Genomic DNA, 18,867 nt, shown 5'->3' with positions numbered 1-18,867 from the left:
TTTTTAATCAGTTCATGAAAAAATATGTGATTTCTATCGAGAAAGAAAATAGTGAACGACTAGTAGATTTTTTTAAGCAAAGAATATTTAGAAATTCAAGTTCATTTAATAAAATTGGGGTAGTTGGTAAAAAATTAACAGTTGATGAGTATTTTCATTTGGGGGTATTAGGAAAAAGTAGACCTTTAACGCCAGGTGAATTAGGTTGTACACTGTCTCATTTAAAAGCTTATCAAGACTTTTTAGATACAGATGCTAATTTGGCATTTGTATTTGAAGATGATGCAATTTCACTATTAAGTGAGATTGATTTTGATGAGTTCTATTCACATATAGAAAAATTGAGCTTAAATTCTACATTTTTTCTTAGCTTAGGTGGTATTCAACTCAGTTGTGCTAAAAATGTGTATGGTAGATTTATTGAGCAAAAAATATTTGAGCGAAATATATTAAAGATCCATCCTTTATTTATTGAAAATATGACCTCTACATATGCTTATGTTTTAGATCGTAAGATGGCTGAAATTTTACTCCAATATCACAAATCACCCAAATTATGTGATCAATGGGGAGGGGTGATTGTAAAATATCCATATGTAAATTTTTATGCCTCTTACCTTTTTGATCATCCGCCTCTAATAGATGCAGTTACAGATAGTTATTTACAAAAGGAAAGAGAACAGATTCAGTTAATAAAAAATAAGAAAAAAAGTTATGTTAAAAAATATAAAAAGAAAGTTCTGAAAATATTCTTAAGTAAGTATAAATGATTGAATACGAATAATTTATTCTGTTTTTATAAAATTATATCCTACTTTATTTCTAAATAAAATTTCATGTAAATATAAAGTAGGTCAAATTTTTAGTTAACAGTTTATAAAATTTCTATACTATTTAATTTTTTAAAAGAGACTTTAGAGTGTTTTAAGAGTCCTTTTCCGCATTACCCTTTAACACCATGTAAATCAAACCTACAAAAATTAATAATGCACCTGCAAGGCTGCTGACACAGAATAGAACAATGCGGTTATAGGTAGTTAAGTTAAATAATTCGTTGGCTAAAATGTAGCGCATGAACAACCATTGTACGACAGAAAAAACAATCAACACGATTGCACGACGACGGACTTCAGGACGCATAGCCATAGGAGAATCACTTAAAGTGGAAATTGAGGATATTATGCCACTGTCGATAATCGATCTCAATTCAATAAGATTAATTCAAGCCTGTGGAACACAACTCTAAAGGTTGAGATGTTCTTAGATCACCTTTATTTGCGGTATATATTGATATTGCCAAAGCAGACCCGAAAGCGCTTATAAGACCAGATATACTGTTCTGGTGCTTGGTTAATGATGTCTTGCATCGCGATGTTCAGTGCGTCGACAGAACATTGTAAGTCTTTAGATAAAATCTCGTCTGATAAGGTTTGGCAATGCACATCAAAGTACTGTAGGTTAGGTTGTCGGATACAACTTAATCCAATGACATTGCATTGGGTTTTTGCAGCAAGTTTTGAAACAAGTGTGATCGATAAAGTATTTTGCCCAAAAAAATTGGAATAAATGCCGCCTGAAGGCTTTGGTAAATGATCAGGTAAAATGACCGTCAGACCACCTTGTTTCAAATGTTTAAAAATGGCACGGATCCCTGTTTCATCTGTCGGGACTAGGGTTGCATTAAACTTCTCACGTGCTTCTAACAGATACCGATTGATTCCTTTATTTTTATTTGGTTTATACATAATCATGGGTTCTGTATACAGATTCAGCCATGCATTGAGTAATTCCCAACAGCCAAAATGCGGAACCACAACAATGACACCTTTTTTATTCGCAAGTGCTTCAGTGAGGATATTTTCACCATAAATATTTTTCAGTAAGCTCAGGCTATAACTTGGTGGCATACCCCAACATTTAATAAATTCAATATAGGTCAGGCATTGGCTGCGGATACTTTGACTGACGAGCTGTCTCTTCGCTGTCGCTGACATATCTGGGTAGGCCAGTTGAATATTGATGCTAGTGATACGTTTGATTGATGAGTTAAACAGGTCAAGAATAAACGCGATCATCAAGGCGAAGTTTTGTAACAGCCAAAGTGGCAATAGCGCGATGATTTTGAATATAAAGTACATGGATCACAAGGTCTCAAAATTGACAGCATGGAATAAAATAAATTTTGCCAAGAGACCGGACTTATTCAGTGAAAAGTACAAAAAGATCTGAATCTAAAAACAAAATAATTGGAAGTGGAAAATTGAGCTATCCATTGCCCAAAGGATGTAGTGCAACATCATAACGCAGTTGAATCATTTTGATATTAGCAAAGTCAATCAAATCTTTAATTTATGTTTTGTAGGTTTTCAACGACCTTTTGTTGATCGAAATAAAAAACCCTGCATAGCGCAGGGTTTTTTTAACAGGTGAGACTAAATATTATTTAGCTTCTTCTGCTTTGGGTTTTTCACGTAAACGGATACCAAGGTCACGTAATTGGTTCGCTTCAACTGGCGCAGGCGCTTGAGTTAAAGGACATTCCGCAGTCTTTGTTTTCGGGAATGCAATCACGTCACGGATAGAAGATGCACCAGTCATCAACATCACTAAACGGTCAAGACCGAATGCCAAACCACCGTGAGGAGGTGCACCGAATTTCAAGGCGTTAAGCAAGAAGCTGAATTTCTCTTCTGCTTCTTCTTCAGAAATACCAAGCGCTTCAAAGATCGCTTTTTGCATTTCTAGATTGAAGATACGTAATGAACCACCACCGATTTCAGTACCGTTCAATACCATATCGTAAGCAACAGAAAGTGCAGCACCTGGGTTGTTCTTCACTTCTTCAACGCTTGATTTTGGCAGCGTGAATGGGTGATGAACAGACGTCCATTTACCGTCATCAGTTTCTTCGAACATTGGGAAGTCAACAACCCAAAGTGGCGCCCACTCGCAAGTTGCAAGTTTCATGTCGTGACCGACTTTAATACGTAAAGCACCCATCGCATCGTTTACGATTTTCGCTTTATCTGCACCGAAGAATACGATATCGCCATTTTCAGCGCCAACACGTTTCAATAGATCAAGCACGATTGGCTCGATGAATTTAACGATTGGAGATTGAAGACCTTCAATACCTTTTTCAAGTTCGTTGACTTTGATGTAAGCCAAGCCTTTCGCGCCATAAATGCCAACGAATTTAGTGTATTCGTCAATTTGGCTACGTGGAAGCGCGCCAGCACCTGGTACGCGAAGCGCAACAATACGGCCTTTAGGATCTTTTGCAGGACCTGCGAATACTTTGAACTCAACGTCTTGCATCATGTCTGCAACATCAACAAGTTTCAAAGGAATACGTAAGTCAGGTTTATCAGATGCATAGTCACGAATTGCATCTGCATACGTCATACGTGGGAACTTGTCGAACTGAACGTTTAGAAGTTCTTTGAACATCTTAACCGTTAAACGTTCCATCAAATCCATAATGTCATCGTCACTCATGAACGATGTTTCAACGTCGATTTGTGTGAATTCAGGCTGACGGTCAGCACGTAAGTCTTCATCACGGAAACATTTAGCAATTTGGTAGTAACGATCGATACCGCCAACCATTAACAACTGTTTGAACAATTGTGGAGATTGTGGAAGTGCGTAGAAGCTACCATTAGAAACACGACTTGGTACTAAATAGTCACGCGCACCTTCAGGAGTCGCACGAGTCAAAATCGGTGTTTCAACGTCTAGGAAACCATTTTCTTCGAAGTAGTTACGAATAAGGTTTGTTAATTTAGAACGGAAACGTAAACGATCTAACATTTCTGGACGACGAATATCGAGGAAACGATATTTCAAACGTACTTCTTCAGAAATATTGGTATTTTCGTCATTCAATGGGAATGGAGGAGTTTCAGACGCAGCAAGAACTTCAATTTCTTTGCCTAAAACTTCGATTTGACCACTCACGATATTCGCGTTTTCAGTACCTTCGTAACGACGACGTACACGGCCTGTAATTTTTAATACGAATTCTGAACGTGATTTATCAGCAGTCGCGAAAGCTTCAGGAGTATCAGGGTCAATCACCACTTGAACAAGGCCATCACGGTCACGCATGTCAAGGAAGATTACACCACCGTGGTCACGGCGACGGTGAACCCAACCGCATAATGTAACGGTTTGGTCGATTTGGGCTTCAGTAAGTGAGCCGCAGTAATGAGTTCGCATCATAGCGTTAGAAATCCAACTATATGGGTTAAGGTCAGCGAATGCGTAAACAGCGCACCGCTTTTATTCGAATAGGGGATTATGCCTCTTTTTGGCTGTTTTGTCACAAGGACTTATTGCTAAAACTGCCAAATTTACAGCAAATTTTCGGTCAATGATGGGCTTAAGCCGATGACGTTGAAAAAATATTGGTGCTCTTGCTTAAGATCAGAAATATCAGACTACCGAAGCTAAACGTGGCTAAAAATGCACGGAAAAAATAATTAATGGCTTTGCCGACATAGGCATACAAGTCGTGTACAAAGGCATCAGAATAAATACTGTCAGCAAAATAAAAATAACTTGCGATGCCCGCAGCTAAAGACAGGGCCGCTAAACCATATACATAGACTTTGATGGATGTGGGGATGCTTACTGTACTTCGATAATGAAGATGATGACGATAAATCATCCATGCCAAAACGGGGAGTGCCAAGCCAGATAATCCAATTTGCAACACACGATGTAAGGGATATGAATGACCGAAAAGTTGAATCGGTAGACCCAATAGATCCTTAAATGCAAAGGTACGAAAGTCAACATGGGTCAAGCCATCCCAAATAATATGCGTGGCTGTACCAATCAGCAATGCGAGGATGATGCTTATGATAAAACCGCAAAAGCGATTTACGCCATCAATGTTTAACGGTTTATTTAAACCAAAAAAAGCGAATATTACAGGACGATAAATAGCGTACCAAATGAAACAGAAGATCAATCCGAGTATTAAATTGGGAAAAATGAAACCTGACCATTGATGTGAGCCGGCGTAATCAGCATTGGTAAATAAGCGAAATAAATCCGGCACCATGCTACCAATCGCGAGAGCAGCAATCGGCAACCGGTTTCCAGTCAGTTTAGAAATTGGTGGGGCTAACACGGCATGAGAAAGAGTGAAAGGCATTGAATTCGAATAAATTTATCAATAAATACAAGGTTATGTATAGCGCAGTGTAACTGATTTGAAGATGTTCAATTGTTTTTTATTGCAAAAGTAATGAAATGTTATATTATAACATTATTCAAAATTAGCCAGATTTGAGTCTCTCCAAATGTCCTTTCATAAGAATTTAATCACGATCTCAATTTTTGCAGTGATTGCACCCAATATTTATGCTGATGATCAGCAACAACAGGTACAAAAGCTCGAAGCGATTAATGTTCAGGTTCATCCTTTAAATCAAAGTGCTGCAGATTTTGCGGTTGCAGATAACATTATTAAGCATAAAGATTTGGCACAAAGTGGAGTCACTATTGGTGATGCCATTGCCGGACAACCTGGAGTGTATTCAAATCAGTTTGGTGCAGGCTCAAGTCGACCTGTGCTGCGTGGTCAAGATGGGCCACGTGTCAAAGTGTTGGAGCATGCATCTGAAACAGCAGATGTTTCAACTTTATCCCCTGACCATGCAGTGACGGTTGATCCAATTTTAGCGAAACAAGTAGAAGTGATTCGTGGGCCATCAACACTGTTATATGCGGCAGGAACAGTCGGCGGTTTGGTCAACGTGACGGATCAAAAGATTCCTACCTCTATTCCTGATAAAGGTTATGAAGGGCAAGTTGGGGTTCGTTATAACTCAGGCAGTGATGAAAAATTGGCGAGTGCCGGTGTGACGGCTGCTTTAGGTGAGCAATTTGCCATCCGTGTAGAAGGCTCGAAACGTAAAGCCAATGACTATATTGCACCCAATTATTTTCATGATCATGATGGCGAATTAGAAAAAGAACGCCGTGTCGGCAACACCTTTGCAGAAGGGCAAAATGTCAGTGTAGGTGTGTCATGGATTCATGATCGAGGTTTTGCTGGACTGTCTTATAGCAACCGTCAAGACCAATATGGCTTGCCGGGGCATAGTCATGAATATGAAAGCTGTCATCCACATGATGACCATTTACATTGTGATGGTCATGACAACCATGGGCATACCGATGAGCATGATCATTCAGCCCATGACGAGCATGATCACGATCATGATGCCGCAGGCCCATGGGTTGATTTAAAGTCAGAACGCTATGATTTCCGTACCGAACTTGCGAATCCGTTTGCGGGCTTCCAAAAAATCCGTGCACATGCAAGTTATACCGATTATCAACATGATGAAATTGAAGGCGATACAGCGGCAACGACCTTTAAAAGTCAGGGCTATGATGGTCGTTTAGAGTTGGTGCATAACCCGATTGCGGATTGGGAAGGGGTGATAGGCGCACAATACAATCAACAAAAGCTCAATATCAGTGGCGAAGAGTCATTGATCAACCCAAATAAAACCCAAAAATGGAGTGTATTTGGTTTAGAACATAAACAATTTGGTGATTTTCATGTCGAGCTGGGCGCCCGTGTCGATCAGCAGAAAATTCAGATCGATTCTGCACAAAAAGATTATGACGATTATGGTATTTCCTACTCAGGTGCTGTGAACTGGGCGTTTGCACCCAATTATAAATTATCCTTGGTGGGTTCTCATCAAGAGCGTTTGCCATTGGCGCAAGAGCTCTATGCAGATGGTAAGCATTTTGCGACCAATACCTATGAACGCGGAAATGAAAATCTGGATGTGGAAAAATCCAATAATCTAGAACTGGGTTTCCATTACGAAAAAGATCAGTTGGATTATCACGTTCATGTTTACCACAACTGGTATGACAACTACATTTATGCTGCAACCAAAGATAATTTTGAAAACTTCCGCTTAGTTGATTACACCCAAGACAAAGCCAAGTTCTATGGTGCGGAAGCTCAAGTGGGTTATGCAGTAAATGACATGTATAAACTCAGTGTCTTTGGTGATTATGTTCGCGGCAAAATTGATGGTGAAAATGCGCCACGTGTGCCTGCAGGGCGCTTAGGAACCAAGGTCGATGTTGACTTTGCCGATGGTTGGTCAGGTCTTGCAGAATATTCACATGTATTCAAACAAGACAAAATCACAGCATTTGAGCGTGAAACAGATGGCTACAACATGGTGAACTTGGGTGTGGCCTATAGTGGTCAGTTGAAAGATCAAAATGATTATCGGGTTTATTTCAAAGCCAATAATTTATTGGATGAAGATGTTTACTCTCACACGTCATTCCTTGCCAATATTCCACAAGTCGGTCGTAATTTTACAGTTGGTCTTGAATTTGGTTTCTAATTGAATTTGCACAGACTTCTCTAAGTAAGTCTAGGTAAAGTCACAGAAATCCTCTTGAAAAATCAATGAATAAAACCTAGTCTGAGCGCATTAGACTAGGTTTTTTCTTATGCGCATCATTCAACGAATACATCACAAGCTCAATTGGTCACGTCGTCGCTATGTGGGCGTGGTCATTGGTTTATTGGTTTTAGGTTATTTGGCATCGGCAACCTATCACACGCTAAAGCCACTCCCAGAAGGGTTGAACTACACGGGAAAACTTCGCCATGCTGAAATGAACTTTTTAGTGGATGAAACCTATATCGATGCGCAAGGAAAGCAGCAACAGGAACATCGCATTTTTAAAGAAATGCTGAAAATGATCGAAGAAGCACAGTCGACCATTGTGTTGGATATGTTTCTCTTTAATCCGCAAGTTGGCGACTCTCAATTAAAACATGAACAATTAACACAGGAGCTGACCGATGCGCTGATTTTGAAGCGTCGACTATCTCCTCAAGTGGAAATTTTTGTGATTACTGACCCTGTCAATTCGGTCTATGGCGGCATTCAACCCGAGCATTATCGTCAATTACGGCAAGGGGGGATTGAGTTGATGGAAACCAATTTGGCGCCGCTTCGTGCGTCCAATCCTGCATGGTCAGGTTTTTGGTATATCTGTTGTCAAGATATTGGCAATAATCCTGAAAAAGGCTGGTTACCGAACCCATTGGGAACCGAAAAGGTGACGATCCGCAGTTATATGGATCTTTTCAACTTTAAAGCCAATCATCGTAAAACCTTGGTGGTAGATACCGTTGAAGGTTGGAAAGGTTTGGTCACCTCTATGAATCCGCATGATGGTAGCTCACGACATTCTAATGTGGCCTTAACCGTCAAAGGCATGACCGCGATTGATCTGTTAAAAACCGAGCAAGCAGTCGGCATGATGTCCAAAGCCAATATTCCATTTGTGGTGATTAAAGATGTTGAAGCTGCGAAAACTGAGCCTCAAGTACAGGTGCTGACTGAAAAAGCCATTTATGATGGCGTATTAGATATGATTAATACGGCACAAAAAGCGGGTACAGAAATTGATATTGCGATGTTCTACTTGTCAGAACGTAGAATTATCAAAGCACTCATAGCTGCGCATGAACGTGGCGTGAAAGTTCGTGTATTACTCGATCCGAATAAAGATGCTTTTGGTCGAACCAAAAATGGTATTCCAAACCGTCCTGTTGCTTCAGAACTACATAATGCCGGTATTGATGTACGTTGGTGTAATACCCAAGGTGAGCAGTGCCATAGCAAGATGATTTTAAAACGTACTGCTTATCAAGCCGATATGATTTTAGGTTCTGCCAATTTCACGGCGCGTAACTTGAAAAATTATAATTTAGAAACTGATTTACGCGTGATCGGTCTGAAAAATGCTCAAGTTTTTAAAGATGCATCACAGTACTTTAATACCGCTTGGTCAAATCTGGATGGTAAACAAATGAGTGTCGATTATAGTAAATATGCGGATGAATCGACCTTGAAATATGTGTTGTATCGCTTTATGGAATGGAGCGGAATATCTACTTTTTAGAATTGTCTTAATCTCCCAAATCCCTCTTTTGAAAAGAGGGACTTTCCTCCCTTTTTTAAAGGGAGGTTAGGAGGAATTTAATCAGTTTTAATTCTTCGGTACAGGATTTGGCGGAACGATTTGATCTAAATCTTTATCTGACATTTGATCCAATTCTTTAATATCTGTTTTGATTTTCCATTTATCGGCATCATCTACTGGTTGTGGCAAACGAGCTTCTAACCAGTCACAGATGACATCTGGTGGAAAATCGGCGTGGTTACATTGAATCACCCAAGACAAGAATTGTTTTGCTTCGCCATTCATATATGGTGGCGGAGAAACCGGTAAAAATTGAGTCGGTAAGCGTTCATTTTTAGAAATATAGTTCAATACATGGCCCAATTCTTGAACAGTTTGCCATGCTAAAGGGTGATCTACATTAATTTGAAATTTAAACCACCAAGCAGTTTTACCATCGGTGCCGTAGGAGTCGATTAAGGCTTCTTGGATACTTGGTACTTTCGAAAAAAATTGATGAAGTCGGTCAAAACTTAATTCAGACACAGCATTTGATCCACTACGAAATAAAATCAATCTTAGCATAATCCAATGAAAAACAGGCTAGCTTGAAGGTGCGATCAGCTTGGTCGGAAAATTAACAAATTCTTGCATTTGATGGATTTTTATTCATTTTTTCTCCTAAAATGGGTTTTATACTTAATCTATATACCGTGAAGGAGAGCTTGAGTGAAAGCAACATTATTCTATGCAATGGCAGGTGTGATGCTGATAATGACTTCAGCCAGTACTTTTGCGGAAAACAAATGGTCAAACTATCAAGGTGTGGATACCACTAAGCGTCCACCTACTATGAATCGGCCTGGTTATCCCCAACATGGTCAAAGCTATCCACAGCATGCTCCCAATTACCCGCAGCATTATCCGAACTATCCTCATCGCCCTCAATATCCCAATTATCCAAACCGTCCATATCCACCACAGGTGCAAAATGGCATAAGTATTCAATATCAAGCACCGACTACGATTATCCAAAATTCACAAAGTTATAGCTGGGTAAATGGTGATCCTGCCAGCGCGAGTATTTCCAGTTCAACCTATACTTTTATCAGTGATTGGCAGCGTTTAGGTTTACCAGCACCACCCAATGGAATGTACTGGATTTTTGAAAATGGTCGCTATGTATTGGTGCCTAATCGATAAGGTTTATAACCTCTCTCTTGCGTAGTAGTGCTACTCGTCTCCTAAAAGGAGAAGGAACGAATTAGTGTTTAAGCCAATTCATCATCTTGCGGACGTGGGGTTTTTCCTTCAGGTAATGGCTTCTCGGAATGCTTATCTCGAATAACCGAAGGGTAAGTCCAAGAGGCAAAGCGCACAATCAAAATGGCCACAGCTAAAATTAGAATCGAACCTGTAGTAATGACCAAGCCCATATCTGCTTTATGGTCGTGTTGAATGTCCGAAATCAGTAAACGGGTCAGGGCAGTAATAGCAATATAAATCAGGAAGCGAACAGGCATGTGGTTGGTTTTAAAATAAATACCAACCATGGCACCGAGTTCGAGGTAAATAAACAATAATAAAATATCGTCAATCGTGGCGAATTGTTTAACTGTAATAATTTCAAAAATGGTATGACCCGCAGACCATAAGATCATACAGCCGATGACAAACAGCGCAAGATAATGAAAACCTTCCACAGCAAGGTTGCCAAATCGGTCGAGGAGGGCTTCGATTTTTTCTACTTTAGGATCACGGTGTGTCATATATATTCCTCCTGTGTAAATTGCGTGAATATTCAATCAAGAACAAGTCATTAAATACCAAGCAAATTTCATGCACATGAAGCGCATATGACAAAAATATTTTTTAGGTTTAATAAAGTTTTTAATGTTAAGTTTGAGCTTAAATTTTGTCCTATAAGAATGAAGCGACGATGTATCAACCAACGCATTTTAAACAGAATGAACTCCTTGATCTGATTGATCTTATGCGTAAGCATGCTTTGGCGACAGTAATACTGACGGCACCCAATGGTGAGTTGGAAGTGAATCATTTACCACTAGAATATGACACTGAGTCAGGCGAATTGGGTATATTGCGCGGTCATATTGCCAAGACCAATCCAATGTTTGAATTGCTAAATCAGTCAGCGCACGCCTATGTGATTTTTCATGCCGATGATGCATATATTTCGCCTAGCTGGTATGAAGGAAAACAGGAGCATCATCGCGTTGTACCGACATGGAATTACCGTGTGGTGCATGTCAAAGGCACAATTCGTAAAGTTGACGATGAAAAATATTTACGAGGGGTTCTGGCTCGGTTGACTCGACAACATGAAGCTAGCCAACCCGTGCCGTGGAAAATGGGCGATGCGCCTAATGATTTTATTGCTGAACAGTTAGAGAAAATTGTGGCGATTGAAGTCGATATCCAGTCGATGATCGGGAAATTTAAAGTCAGTCAAAACCGAAGTGCTGTAGATGCGATGAATGTGGCAAAAGCTTTGGAAAATGCGAATTCTGAAATGGCTAGGTCAGTCAGGAAATATTATCACTACAATGAATAAAAAAATGCCCGATAAATCGGGCATTTTTGATTTTGTGCGACTAATTAAGCTTGGTTGGTAAAGTAATCTTCAGAGAAGTTCATGATCACTTCAGAACCTGCTTTCACTTTAGCAATGCGTAAAGCCAATTCAGGCAAAATACGCTGCGTGAAGTAAAGAGTTAGTGCAAGTTTGTTTTGGTAGAACTCGCCATCTTTGTCTTTTGCTGCATCTGCAATGCGGGCAAACATATAGGCAAAGCTGAGTAGGCCTACAGCATGTAAGTAATCAACTGCTGCTGAGTTCGGGAATTCAATGTTTTCACGAGCAGCTTCAAGTACATATTGAGTCACAGCTTCAACTTCAGCTGCTGCATCTAATGTTGCATCTTTGATGTAGTTCAAGCTGGCATCTAAATTATTGGCAAAATCACGGATTTCTTGGATATATTCAGCAATGAATTCACCATTGCACTTAATGGTTTTTCGACCAATTAAGTCTTGCGATTGAACACCGTTGGTCCCTTCGTAAATCTGTGCAATACGGAGGTCACGGATACATTGTTCCATACCCCATTCACGAATAAAGCCATGACCACCGAAGACCATTTGCGCATCGAGTGTTGCTTGGAAAGCTGTATCAGTTAAATACGCTTTCGCAATCGGTGTTAATAGCGCAACACGGTTATTGGCTGCTTTGACTGCTTCTGGGTCAGTAGAGAACTTAGTAATGTCCAGTTGTTGACCCACATAAACCGCAAATGCACGAGACGCTTCATTGTTGGCACGTGCATTCAACAACATACGACGTACATCACCATGAACTAAGATGCTGTCTGCAGGTTTTGCAGGCGATTGAACGCCAGAAGCGCTACGGCCTTGTAAACGATCAGTCGCATATTGTGCAGCATTTTGATAAGCAAATTCAGAAGCACCTAGGCCTTGAATACCCATAGACAGACGTTCGTAGTTCATCATGACGAACATCGCTGCAAGGCCTTCATTTTCTTTACCAACCAGGTAGCCTTTCGCGCCATCAAAGTTCATCACACATGTTGCAGACGCTTTGATCCCCATTTTATGTTCAATAGAACCAGGGCCTACAGCATTACGCTCTCCCAATGAACCATCTGCATTCACCAAGAATTTAGGTACGATGAAGAGTGAAATTCCGCGTGAGCCCGCAGGCGCATCAGGCGTTTTCGCTAAAACTAAGTGGATGATATTTTCAGAAAGGTCGTGGTCACCGCCAGTGATGAAGATTTTCGTACCTGTAATGTTATAAGTACCGTCTTCATTACGTTCGGCTTTAGTTTTGATAATACCTAAATCTGTGCCTGCATGCGGTTCAGTTAAGCACATGGTGCCTGACCATTCGCCTGTATACATTTTTGGTAAATAAGTTTCTTTTTGCTCTTGTGATGCATAGCTGTTTAAGGCCATGCCTGCACCTACAGAAAGAAGCGGGTAGAGCATGAAGGATGGGTTGGTTGCAAACAGCATTTCGTCAGACAGAACAGTCAGCATCTTTGGCATGCCTTGACCGCCCCATTCTTCGTCTGCGCCTAGACCAATCCAACCGCCTTCTGCATATTGTTTGAATGCTTCTTTGAAACCAGCAGGAGTCGTGACATTGCCATTGCTATAGGTTGCGCCCTCTTCATCACCTGTGCGGTTTAAAGGATGAGTGACGTTTTGCGCAAATTTTGCCATTTCTTCAAGAATGGCTTCTGCAGTTGCAGCATCAACGTGAGCAAGATTTTCGTTGTTTTGCCAGAATTGTTCTGCTTTAAAAACATCATTTAAGATGAATTTCATATCTGCAAGAGGCGCATTATAAATTGGCATGTTCGTTCACCTGTTTATTGTTTGAATCTGTGGACTTGGGGCAATTTGTATCGGCACAAAGCGTGGAGAAAATTGACCAAAGTAAAATTATGGGACTATTTATAAAGAAAAAGGACTGCCAATGCTATGACCGTCCTTTCTCTATTTCTGCACTCAAGAGTACAATTTTTTGAATATGTTTTAGATATTCACATTAGAATGCAAAGTGTTCTGCATCCAATGCCATAAGAGGATCTAGGCCACCTGCGATCACTTCTACATGAGAGCGGACGCGCGGTAAGATTTTCTTGAAGTAGAAACGGGCAGTCGTTACTTTCGCATTGTAGAAATCAACATCTGTTGTTCCTGCAGCTAAAGTTTCTTGCGCAACTAGCGCCATGCGGGCCCATAGGTAAGCAAGCGTTACATAACCAGAGAAGTACAAGTAATCGACCGCAGCAGCACCCACTTCTTCTGGGTTTTGCATTGCTTTCATACCAATCTGCATAGTCAGGTCGCCCCATTCTTTGTTTAGCGCAGCAAGCGGCTCAACAAATTCTTTCATGGCAGCGTTGTCTTTGTTGGCTTCAACAAATTTATGGATGATCTTGGTGAAGTCTTTCAACATTGCACCTTGAGTACCCAATACTTTACGGCCTAACAAGTCAATCGCTTGAATTTCAGTCGTACCTTCGTATAAGCAAGAGATACGTGTATCACGTACGATTTGCTCCATACCGTGTTCTGAAATGAAACCATGACCGCCGAATACTTGAACACCGTGCTTCGCAGATTCAGAACCTGTTTCAGTTAAGAATGCTTTAGCAATTGGTGTTAATAGAGACAAGATGTTGTCAGAGAATTTACGTTCTTCTTCAGTTGCACCTTGTTCCACGATATCGGCATGGAAAGACAATAAGTAAACCAGAGCACGGCCAGCTTCAGCAAATGATTTTTGCGTCATGAGCATGTTGCGTACAGCAGGGTGAACGATAATTGGATCTGCTTCTTTTTCAGGTGCTTTAGGGCCTGAAAGTGAACGCATTGCCAAACGGTCTTTTGCGTAAGCAAGTGCACCTTGGAAAGCGCCTTCAGAAGCTGAAAGACCTTGTACAGCAGTACCGATACGTGCAGTGTTCATGAATGTGAACATGCAGTTTAGACCGCGGTTTTCAGGGCCAATCAAGAAGCCTTTTGCGTTATCAAAGTTGATGACACAAGTCGCGTTACCATGGATACCCATTTTGTGTTCAATCGAACCACAACGTACCGCATTGCGCTCACCAATTGAGCCATCAGCATTTACATTGAATTTAGGTACGATGAATAATGAAATACCTTTCGTGCCTTTTGGTGCACCTGGAAGACGAGCAAGTACGATATGGATGATGTTTTCAGCCATGTCGTGTTCACCAGCAGAGATAAAGATTTTCTCGCCAGAAATTGCATAGCTACCGTCTGCTTGTGGTTCAGCTTTAGAGCGGATAATACCTAAGTCAGAACCTGCATGAGATTCTGTTAAGCACATCGTACCAGTCCATTCACCTGAAACAAGTTTAGGAAGGTAAGTGTCTTTTTGTTCTTGTGAACCGTGGTGTTCTAAAGTACGTACAGCACCATGAGATAGACCAGGATACATACCCCAAGCCCAGTTCGACGTACCCACCATTTCTGAAATGATGTTACCTAGTGAAACAGGTAGACCTTGACCGCCATACTGTTCTTCAGCAGACAAAGACGGGAAACCAAGTTCGATATATTTTTGATACGCTTCTTTAAAACCAGTTGGTGTTGTTACAACGCCATCATTCCAAGTACAACCTTCACGGTCGCCCACTTGGTTAAGAGGAGAAAGTTCATTTTCACAGAAGTCAGCAGCAGCTTCTAGATATTGGTCAACCAACTCACGGCTTACGGTATCAGAAAATGCAGGCAATTGTGCATAGTGATCTTCTGCTTTTAAAAGTTCATGCAGAACAAATTGCATATCACGTAAGGGCGCTTTGTATTGTGGCATATCGTTTTCCTCAATACTGGTTTCTACCAGCGTTAGTAATCCTAAATAAACATTTGAACGTGTCTTCAATGACACGTATTGGAATGGTTCTAATCGTGCAACATCTTCTTATTGGGTACAAGCATTTCAGGGCTATTTGTTGGTGACTGTAAAGTCAAAGAAATATCCCTTGAAAATGCTAAGTGCATTGAGTGTAAACACTTTTGGCTGAAAATGAATGACACAAATAGTCAAAAAGCGTAAAAAGATATGTCCAATAAAAAGGCACTCATGGGAGTGCCTTTTTATACTCAATGATATTGCGAGCTAACTTTGACTTATTTTACTGGTGCTGGCGTCGGGGCAACAGGGGCTTTAGGTTGGAAGCGAACTTCACATTTACCATTGATTTGCTGTTCGCCAACTTTAATCGCAACCGCGCTACCATCAGTCTTGCCTTGGCATGCTTTCATAATCGCTTGTTGCTTCGTTTGGCGTTCTGCTAAACGTTGATCAAACTTTTTAGTCAGTTCTGCACGTTTTGCATCAGTCAGTGGCTCACCGCGTTGCATCTGACCACGCATGTCGCCACGCATTGGATGATGTTCACCGCGCATTGGATGATGTTCACCGCGCATTGGTTTGTGTTCACCACGTGCTTTTTTCATGTCTTGACGGTCTGCTTTGAACACCATGGTACATGTACCATCAATATTTTTATCGCCAGCTTTTACTTGAACTGTTGAACCTGTAGCCTTACCATCGCAGGCTTTTTGCATATCAGCAAACACTTGACGTTGCTCGGCACGCATTTGTTTAAAATGTTCACGTTGCTCAGGTGACATACGACGATCTTGATCACCATGATGTTGTTTCATCATGCGGCCATGATCGTTATCTTTTGGTGCGGTTGTCGATTGACAGGCAGTTAATGCACCCATGCTCAATACGCTTGCACCGATTAAAGCCATTTTAGTCATTTGTTTCATAGTCTTTACCCCCACCAGATTAGATATTTTTCCGATGGTTAAAGATTAAATAATAAAGATGTAGAAACAATGGAGAGTTTTTTAGTTGCGTGTTCGCTACAATAATGAATATAGAAGAAAAATGAGAGTTCTCTTTTGAAAATACGTCGTATCCCGATTGCCCTACGCTTGTTTCTGACTGTGCTGTTGACGACGCTCGTCATCACAACGGTAAGTCTTGGCGTTTTGCATTGGAATATGCAGCGTAATTTCACCAAATATGTGGCCGATGTCGAGATGCAAAAGCTTGACCATGTCATTGAAAATTTAGCCGATGTGTATACGGTCTATCATGATTGGGGCAATGCGATTCAGGCACAGATTCTGCAAATTGAAGGGCAGGCAGCACCAGATGACTATGATCGTCTCTCTCGGTGGTGGTTACGTCGTCAATATGACATTGCATTGCAGCAGCGCTATTTTCAAGATCATAGTTTGAATGCAGCATCGATGTTGGCAACGCCACAGCAAACGGCAGAACAAAAAACTGAAGAGCTAAAATGGCTTGAACAAAACTTACCGTCTGAGTTTCAACCCTTTGAAGGTTTAAAATTTCCTTTAAGCGCGAATCAAAATGTGTTCCGCCCCAAAGAAGCGAACGCGGATGAAAAAGATAAAGATACAGGTCAATCATCTCAAAACAATACCAACAATGGTGGTAAAAAACAGTTTATCCAAATGCCTGACCGCTTGGGCTTGAGTTCGCGTTTATCTTTATATGATGCACAGCGCCAATTTGTCGTGGGTGAACCGACAGATGAACAGATTTCTTATCGTCCGATTATGGTGAATAATCAAATCGTGGGGTATCTAGGACTCAAACCTGTCCTCGAGCAAGATGATGCAATCAGTATTAACTTCTTTAGTAAGCAAAAACGTTATTTATTATTGGTTTATGTGCTTACGTTTATTGCAAGTTTGATTGCAGCATTGTTATTGGCAACATACTTTAAAAAACCGATTCAGCGTTTGTTAATGGGAACACGTGAGTTAACCAAGGGCAATTATCAACATCAAGTCGCGGTGAACCGTAATGATGAGCTTGGTGATTTATCGAATGAATTGAATCAGTTGGCCGTAATTCTCGATCAGCATGAAACGTCACGTCGTCAATGGGTGGCTGATACTTCACATGAATTGAAAACGCCATTGGCCGTGTTACAGGCTCAAATTGAGGCGATGCAGGACGGTATTCGTAAGCCAACGCCAGAGCATTTTACTTCGATGTTGAATCAAGTCAGTAGTCTGAAAAAATTGACCAAAGATTTGGCTGATTTGGCGCAAGCTGATGCACAGCAATTAAATTGTTATCTCACTACGATTAATCCGTGGGATGTCATTGTGCAGGAGGTTGAAAGCTTTAAACCGAAGTTTGAACAAGCCGATTTGAAAATTACCGCAACGGGCGATGGCACTTCATTACAATTAGATATAGACCGTTTTAAACAGATTATGGTCAACTTATTGGGCAACAGTATTCGTTATACGGAAGCTGGTGGTGAAGTGCATGTTCATACTGAGCAAGATGAAACCCAGTGGACCGTGTATGTTGATGACAGCCCATTTGGTTTAACTGATGAACAGTTGGCACGTTTAGGTGAGCGTTTCTATCGTGTGGATGATTCACGTACGCGTGCAACTGGTGGTACAGGATTAGGATTGGCGTTATCCGTAAAAATAGCTAGAGCATTGGGCGGAGAATTGAGTTTTGATCATTCTCCATTGGGCGGTTTGCGTTGCAAATTGACATTTCCCAAACAGATGAAATATTAAAAGGAAGCATGCATGAAACATATCATGTTGGTTGAAGATGAAGTGGAACTTGCACAGCTAGTGCGTGATTATCTAGAGGCTGCAGGCTTTGAAGTCAGCATGTTTCATGATGGTCAAGAAGCCTATGAGAGCTTCACGCAGCGTAAGCCGAGTCTAATGATTTTGGACCTAATGGTGCCACGTATGGATGGCTTAACCATTTGCCGTAAAGTCCGTGAGCAGTCTGATCTGCCAATTATTATGGTGACTGCACGCACTGAAGAAATTGACCGTGTATTGGGGCTCAATATGGGTGCTGACGATTATGTCTGCAAACCGTTTAGTCCGAAAGAATTGGTGGCACGTGTGCAAGCGGTATTACGTCGTTTAGAACGTAAAGCAGAGCCAGAGGTGAATGATTTATTCCGTATGGACAAAGCACAGCAACGTATTTGGTATCAACAAAAAGCGTTGAGCTTAACGCCAACAGAGTTTCGTTTACTTGAGTTGTTTTTAGAGCATGTAGGGCAGGTGTATTCACGTGCGCAATTGCTTGATCATATTAACCCAGACAGTTTTGAAGTGGCTGACCGTGTGATTGATAGTCATATTAAAAATTTACGTCGTAAGATTTCAGATGCAGCGGAAACTGGCAACCGTCATGAATGGATTCAAGCCGTGTATGGCGTTGGCTACCGTTTTGAATATCCAGAAGATTAAAACATAGATTGTAAATTC

16 protein-coding genes are annotated in these 18,867 nt (G+C 40.9%); 7 read left to right on the top strand and 9 right to left on the bottom strand.

Annotation, left to right across the window (positions count from 1 at the left end):
- Positions 1–14: 14 nt before the first annotated feature.
- Entirely contained in the window at positions 15–770 is a 756-nt protein-coding gene (locus FTV38_RS10435) for a glycosyltransferase family 25 protein (protein WP_180022427.1), read from the top strand.
- Between the two features lie 154 nt (positions 771–924).
- Here FTV38_RS10435 and FTV38_RS10430 read toward each other — a convergent pair whose 3' ends face one another.
- The 4 genes from FTV38_RS10430 to FTV38_RS10415 form a co-directional block, all read right to left on the bottom strand.
- Complete coding sequence (locus FTV38_RS10430) at positions 925–1,146, bottom strand: hypothetical protein (protein ID WP_180022426.1); 222 nt, start codon at positions 1,144–1,146, stop codon at positions 925–927.
- 125 nt (positions 1,147–1,271) lie between these two features.
- Complete coding sequence (locus FTV38_RS10425) at positions 1,272–2,138, bottom strand: lysophospholipid acyltransferase family protein (RefSeq protein WP_180022425.1); 867 nt, start codon at positions 2,136–2,138, stop codon at positions 1,272–1,274.
- 301 nt (positions 2,139–2,439) lie between these two features.
- On the bottom strand, positions 2,440–4,224 hold the full coding sequence (gene aspS / locus FTV38_RS10420; RefSeq protein WP_180022424.1) for an aspartate--tRNA ligase: 1,785 nt from the start codon (positions 4,222–4,224) through the stop codon (positions 2,440–2,442).
- Between the two features lie 160 nt (positions 4,225–4,384).
- Positions 4,385–5,164, bottom strand: a complete 780-nt coding sequence (locus FTV38_RS10415; RefSeq protein WP_180022423.1) for a DUF4184 family protein — start codon at positions 5,162–5,164, stop codon at positions 4,385–4,387.
- A gap of 148 nt (positions 5,165–5,312) precedes the next feature.
- Between FTV38_RS10415 and znuD the strand changes: the two genes are divergently transcribed.
- Complete coding sequence (gene znuD, locus FTV38_RS10410; protein WP_180022422.1) at positions 5,313–7,397, top strand: zinc piracy TonB-dependent receptor ZnuD; 2,085 nt, start codon at positions 5,313–5,315, stop codon at positions 7,395–7,397.
- A gap of 109 nt (positions 7,398–7,506) precedes the next feature.
- Positions 7,507–8,973, top strand: coding sequence for a phospholipase D family protein (locus FTV38_RS10405; RefSeq protein ID WP_180022421.1), 1,467 nt, complete (start codon positions 7,507–7,509; stop codon positions 8,971–8,973).
- 87 nt (positions 8,974–9,060) lie between these two features.
- On the opposite strand, the gene FTV38_RS10400 is transcribed toward FTV38_RS10405, so the two are convergent.
- Positions 9,061–9,519: a hypothetical protein gene (locus FTV38_RS10400; RefSeq protein WP_180022420.1), complete on the bottom strand. Its 459-nt coding sequence runs from the start codon at positions 9,517–9,519 to the stop codon at positions 9,061–9,063.
- Positions 9,520–9,702: 183 nt separating this feature from the next.
- Between FTV38_RS10400 and FTV38_RS10395 the strand changes: the two genes are divergently transcribed.
- Complete coding sequence (locus FTV38_RS10395; protein WP_373685278.1) at positions 9,703–10,176, top strand: RcnB family protein; 474 nt, start codon at positions 9,703–9,705, stop codon at positions 10,174–10,176.
- A gap of 68 nt (positions 10,177–10,244) precedes the next feature.
- Here FTV38_RS10395 and FTV38_RS10390 read toward each other — a convergent pair whose 3' ends face one another.
- Positions 10,245–10,742 carry a phosphate-starvation-inducible protein PsiE gene (locus FTV38_RS10390; RefSeq protein ID WP_168378754.1) on the bottom strand — a complete coding sequence of 166 codons (498 nt, stop codon included), beginning with the start codon at positions 10,740–10,742 and terminating at the stop codon, positions 10,245–10,247.
- Positions 10,743–10,912: 170 nt separating this feature from the next.
- On the opposite strand from FTV38_RS10390, the gene FTV38_RS10385 reads away from it, so the two are divergent.
- On the top strand, positions 10,913–11,548 hold the full coding sequence (locus FTV38_RS10385) for an FMN-binding negative transcriptional regulator (protein ID WP_180022436.1): 636 nt from the start codon (positions 10,913–10,915) through the stop codon (positions 11,546–11,548).
- A gap of 44 nt (positions 11,549–11,592) precedes the next feature.
- On the opposite strand, the gene FTV38_RS10380 is transcribed toward FTV38_RS10385, so the two are convergent.
- From FTV38_RS10380 to FTV38_RS10370, 3 genes are all read right to left on the bottom strand, one after another.
- The gene (locus FTV38_RS10380; protein WP_078194153.1) at positions 11,593–13,374 is read right to left on the bottom strand and encodes an acyl-CoA dehydrogenase C-terminal domain-containing protein; all 1,782 of its coding nucleotides are present in this window, start codon (positions 13,372–13,374) and stop codon (positions 11,593–11,595) included.
- A gap of 193 nt (positions 13,375–13,567) precedes the next feature.
- Positions 13,568–15,370 carry an acyl-CoA dehydrogenase C-terminal domain-containing protein gene (locus FTV38_RS10375; protein ID WP_180022419.1) on the bottom strand — a complete coding sequence of 601 codons (1,803 nt, stop codon included), beginning with the start codon at positions 15,368–15,370 and terminating at the stop codon, positions 13,568–13,570.
- A 317-nt stretch (positions 15,371–15,687) separates the two neighbouring features.
- On the bottom strand, positions 15,688–16,338 hold the full coding sequence (locus FTV38_RS10370) for a hypothetical protein (RefSeq protein WP_180022418.1): 651 nt from the start codon (positions 16,336–16,338) through the stop codon (positions 15,688–15,690).
- A 135-nt stretch (positions 16,339–16,473) separates the two neighbouring features.
- Between FTV38_RS10370 and baeS the strand changes: the two genes are divergently transcribed.
- Positions 16,474–18,150: a sensor histidine kinase efflux regulator BaeS gene (gene baeS / locus FTV38_RS10365; protein WP_180022417.1), complete on the top strand. Its 1,677-nt coding sequence runs from the start codon at positions 16,474–16,476 to the stop codon at positions 18,148–18,150.
- 12 nt (positions 18,151–18,162) lie between these two features.
- Positions 18,163–18,849 (top strand): response regulator, encoded by a 687-nt coding sequence (locus FTV38_RS10360; protein ID WP_111885370.1) that lies wholly within the window; start codon positions 18,163–18,165, stop codon positions 18,847–18,849.
- Positions 18,850–18,867: the final 18 nt, after the last annotated feature.

Source organism: Acinetobacter sp. YH16044 (genome assembly GCF_013417145.1).
GTDB lineage: Bacteria > Pseudomonadota > Gammaproteobacteria > Pseudomonadales > Moraxellaceae > Acinetobacter > Acinetobacter amyesii.
Note: the sequence above shows the minus strand (reverse complement) of the source record. Positions and strands in the feature narration are given on the sequence as shown.

Excerpts from the sequence above, each read along its gene's own strand:
- FTV38_RS10430 (WP_180022426.1), bottom strand. The coding sequence starts at position 1,146 with ATGGCTATGCGTCCTGAAGTCCGTCGTCGTGCAATCGTGTTGATTGTT.
- znuD (WP_180022422.1), top strand. The coding sequence starts at position 5,313 with ATGTCCTTTCATAAGAATTTAATCACGATCTCAATTTTTGCAGTGATT.
- FTV38_RS10375 (WP_180022419.1), bottom strand. The coding sequence starts at position 15,370 with ATGCCACAATACAAAGCGCCCTTACGTGATATGCAATTTGTTCTGCAT.
- FTV38_RS10370 (WP_180022418.1), bottom strand. The coding sequence starts at position 16,338 with ATGAAACAAATGACTAAAATGGCTTTAATCGGTGCAAGCGTATTGAGC.
- FTV38_RS10380 (WP_078194153.1), bottom strand. The coding sequence starts at position 13,374 with ATGCCAATTTATAATGCGCCTCTTGCAGATATGAAATTCATCTTAAAT.
- FTV38_RS10435 (WP_180022427.1), top strand. The coding sequence starts at position 15 with ATGAAAAAATATGTGATTTCTATCGAGAAAGAAAATAGTGAACGACTA.
- FTV38_RS10360 (WP_111885370.1), top strand. The coding sequence starts at position 18,163 with ATGAAACATATCATGTTGGTTGAAGATGAAGTGGAACTTGCACAGCTA.
- FTV38_RS10390 (WP_168378754.1), bottom strand. The coding sequence starts at position 10,742 with ATGACACACCGTGATCCTAAAGTAGAAAAAATCGAAGCCCTCCTCGAC.
- FTV38_RS10425 (WP_180022425.1), bottom strand. The coding sequence starts at position 2,138 with ATGTACTTTATATTCAAAATCATCGCGCTATTGCCACTTTGGCTGTTA.
- FTV38_RS10415 (WP_180022423.1), bottom strand. The coding sequence starts at position 5,164 with ATGCCTTTCACTCTTTCTCATGCCGTGTTAGCCCCACCAATTTCTAAA.
- aspS (WP_180022424.1), bottom strand. The coding sequence starts at position 4,224 with ATGATGCGAACTCATTACTGCGGCTCACTTACTGAAGCCCAAATCGAC.
- FTV38_RS10385 (WP_180022436.1), top strand. The coding sequence starts at position 10,913 with ATGTATCAACCAACGCATTTTAAACAGAATGAACTCCTTGATCTGATT.
- FTV38_RS10405 (WP_180022421.1), top strand. The coding sequence starts at position 7,507 with ATGCGCATCATTCAACGAATACATCACAAGCTCAATTGGTCACGTCGT.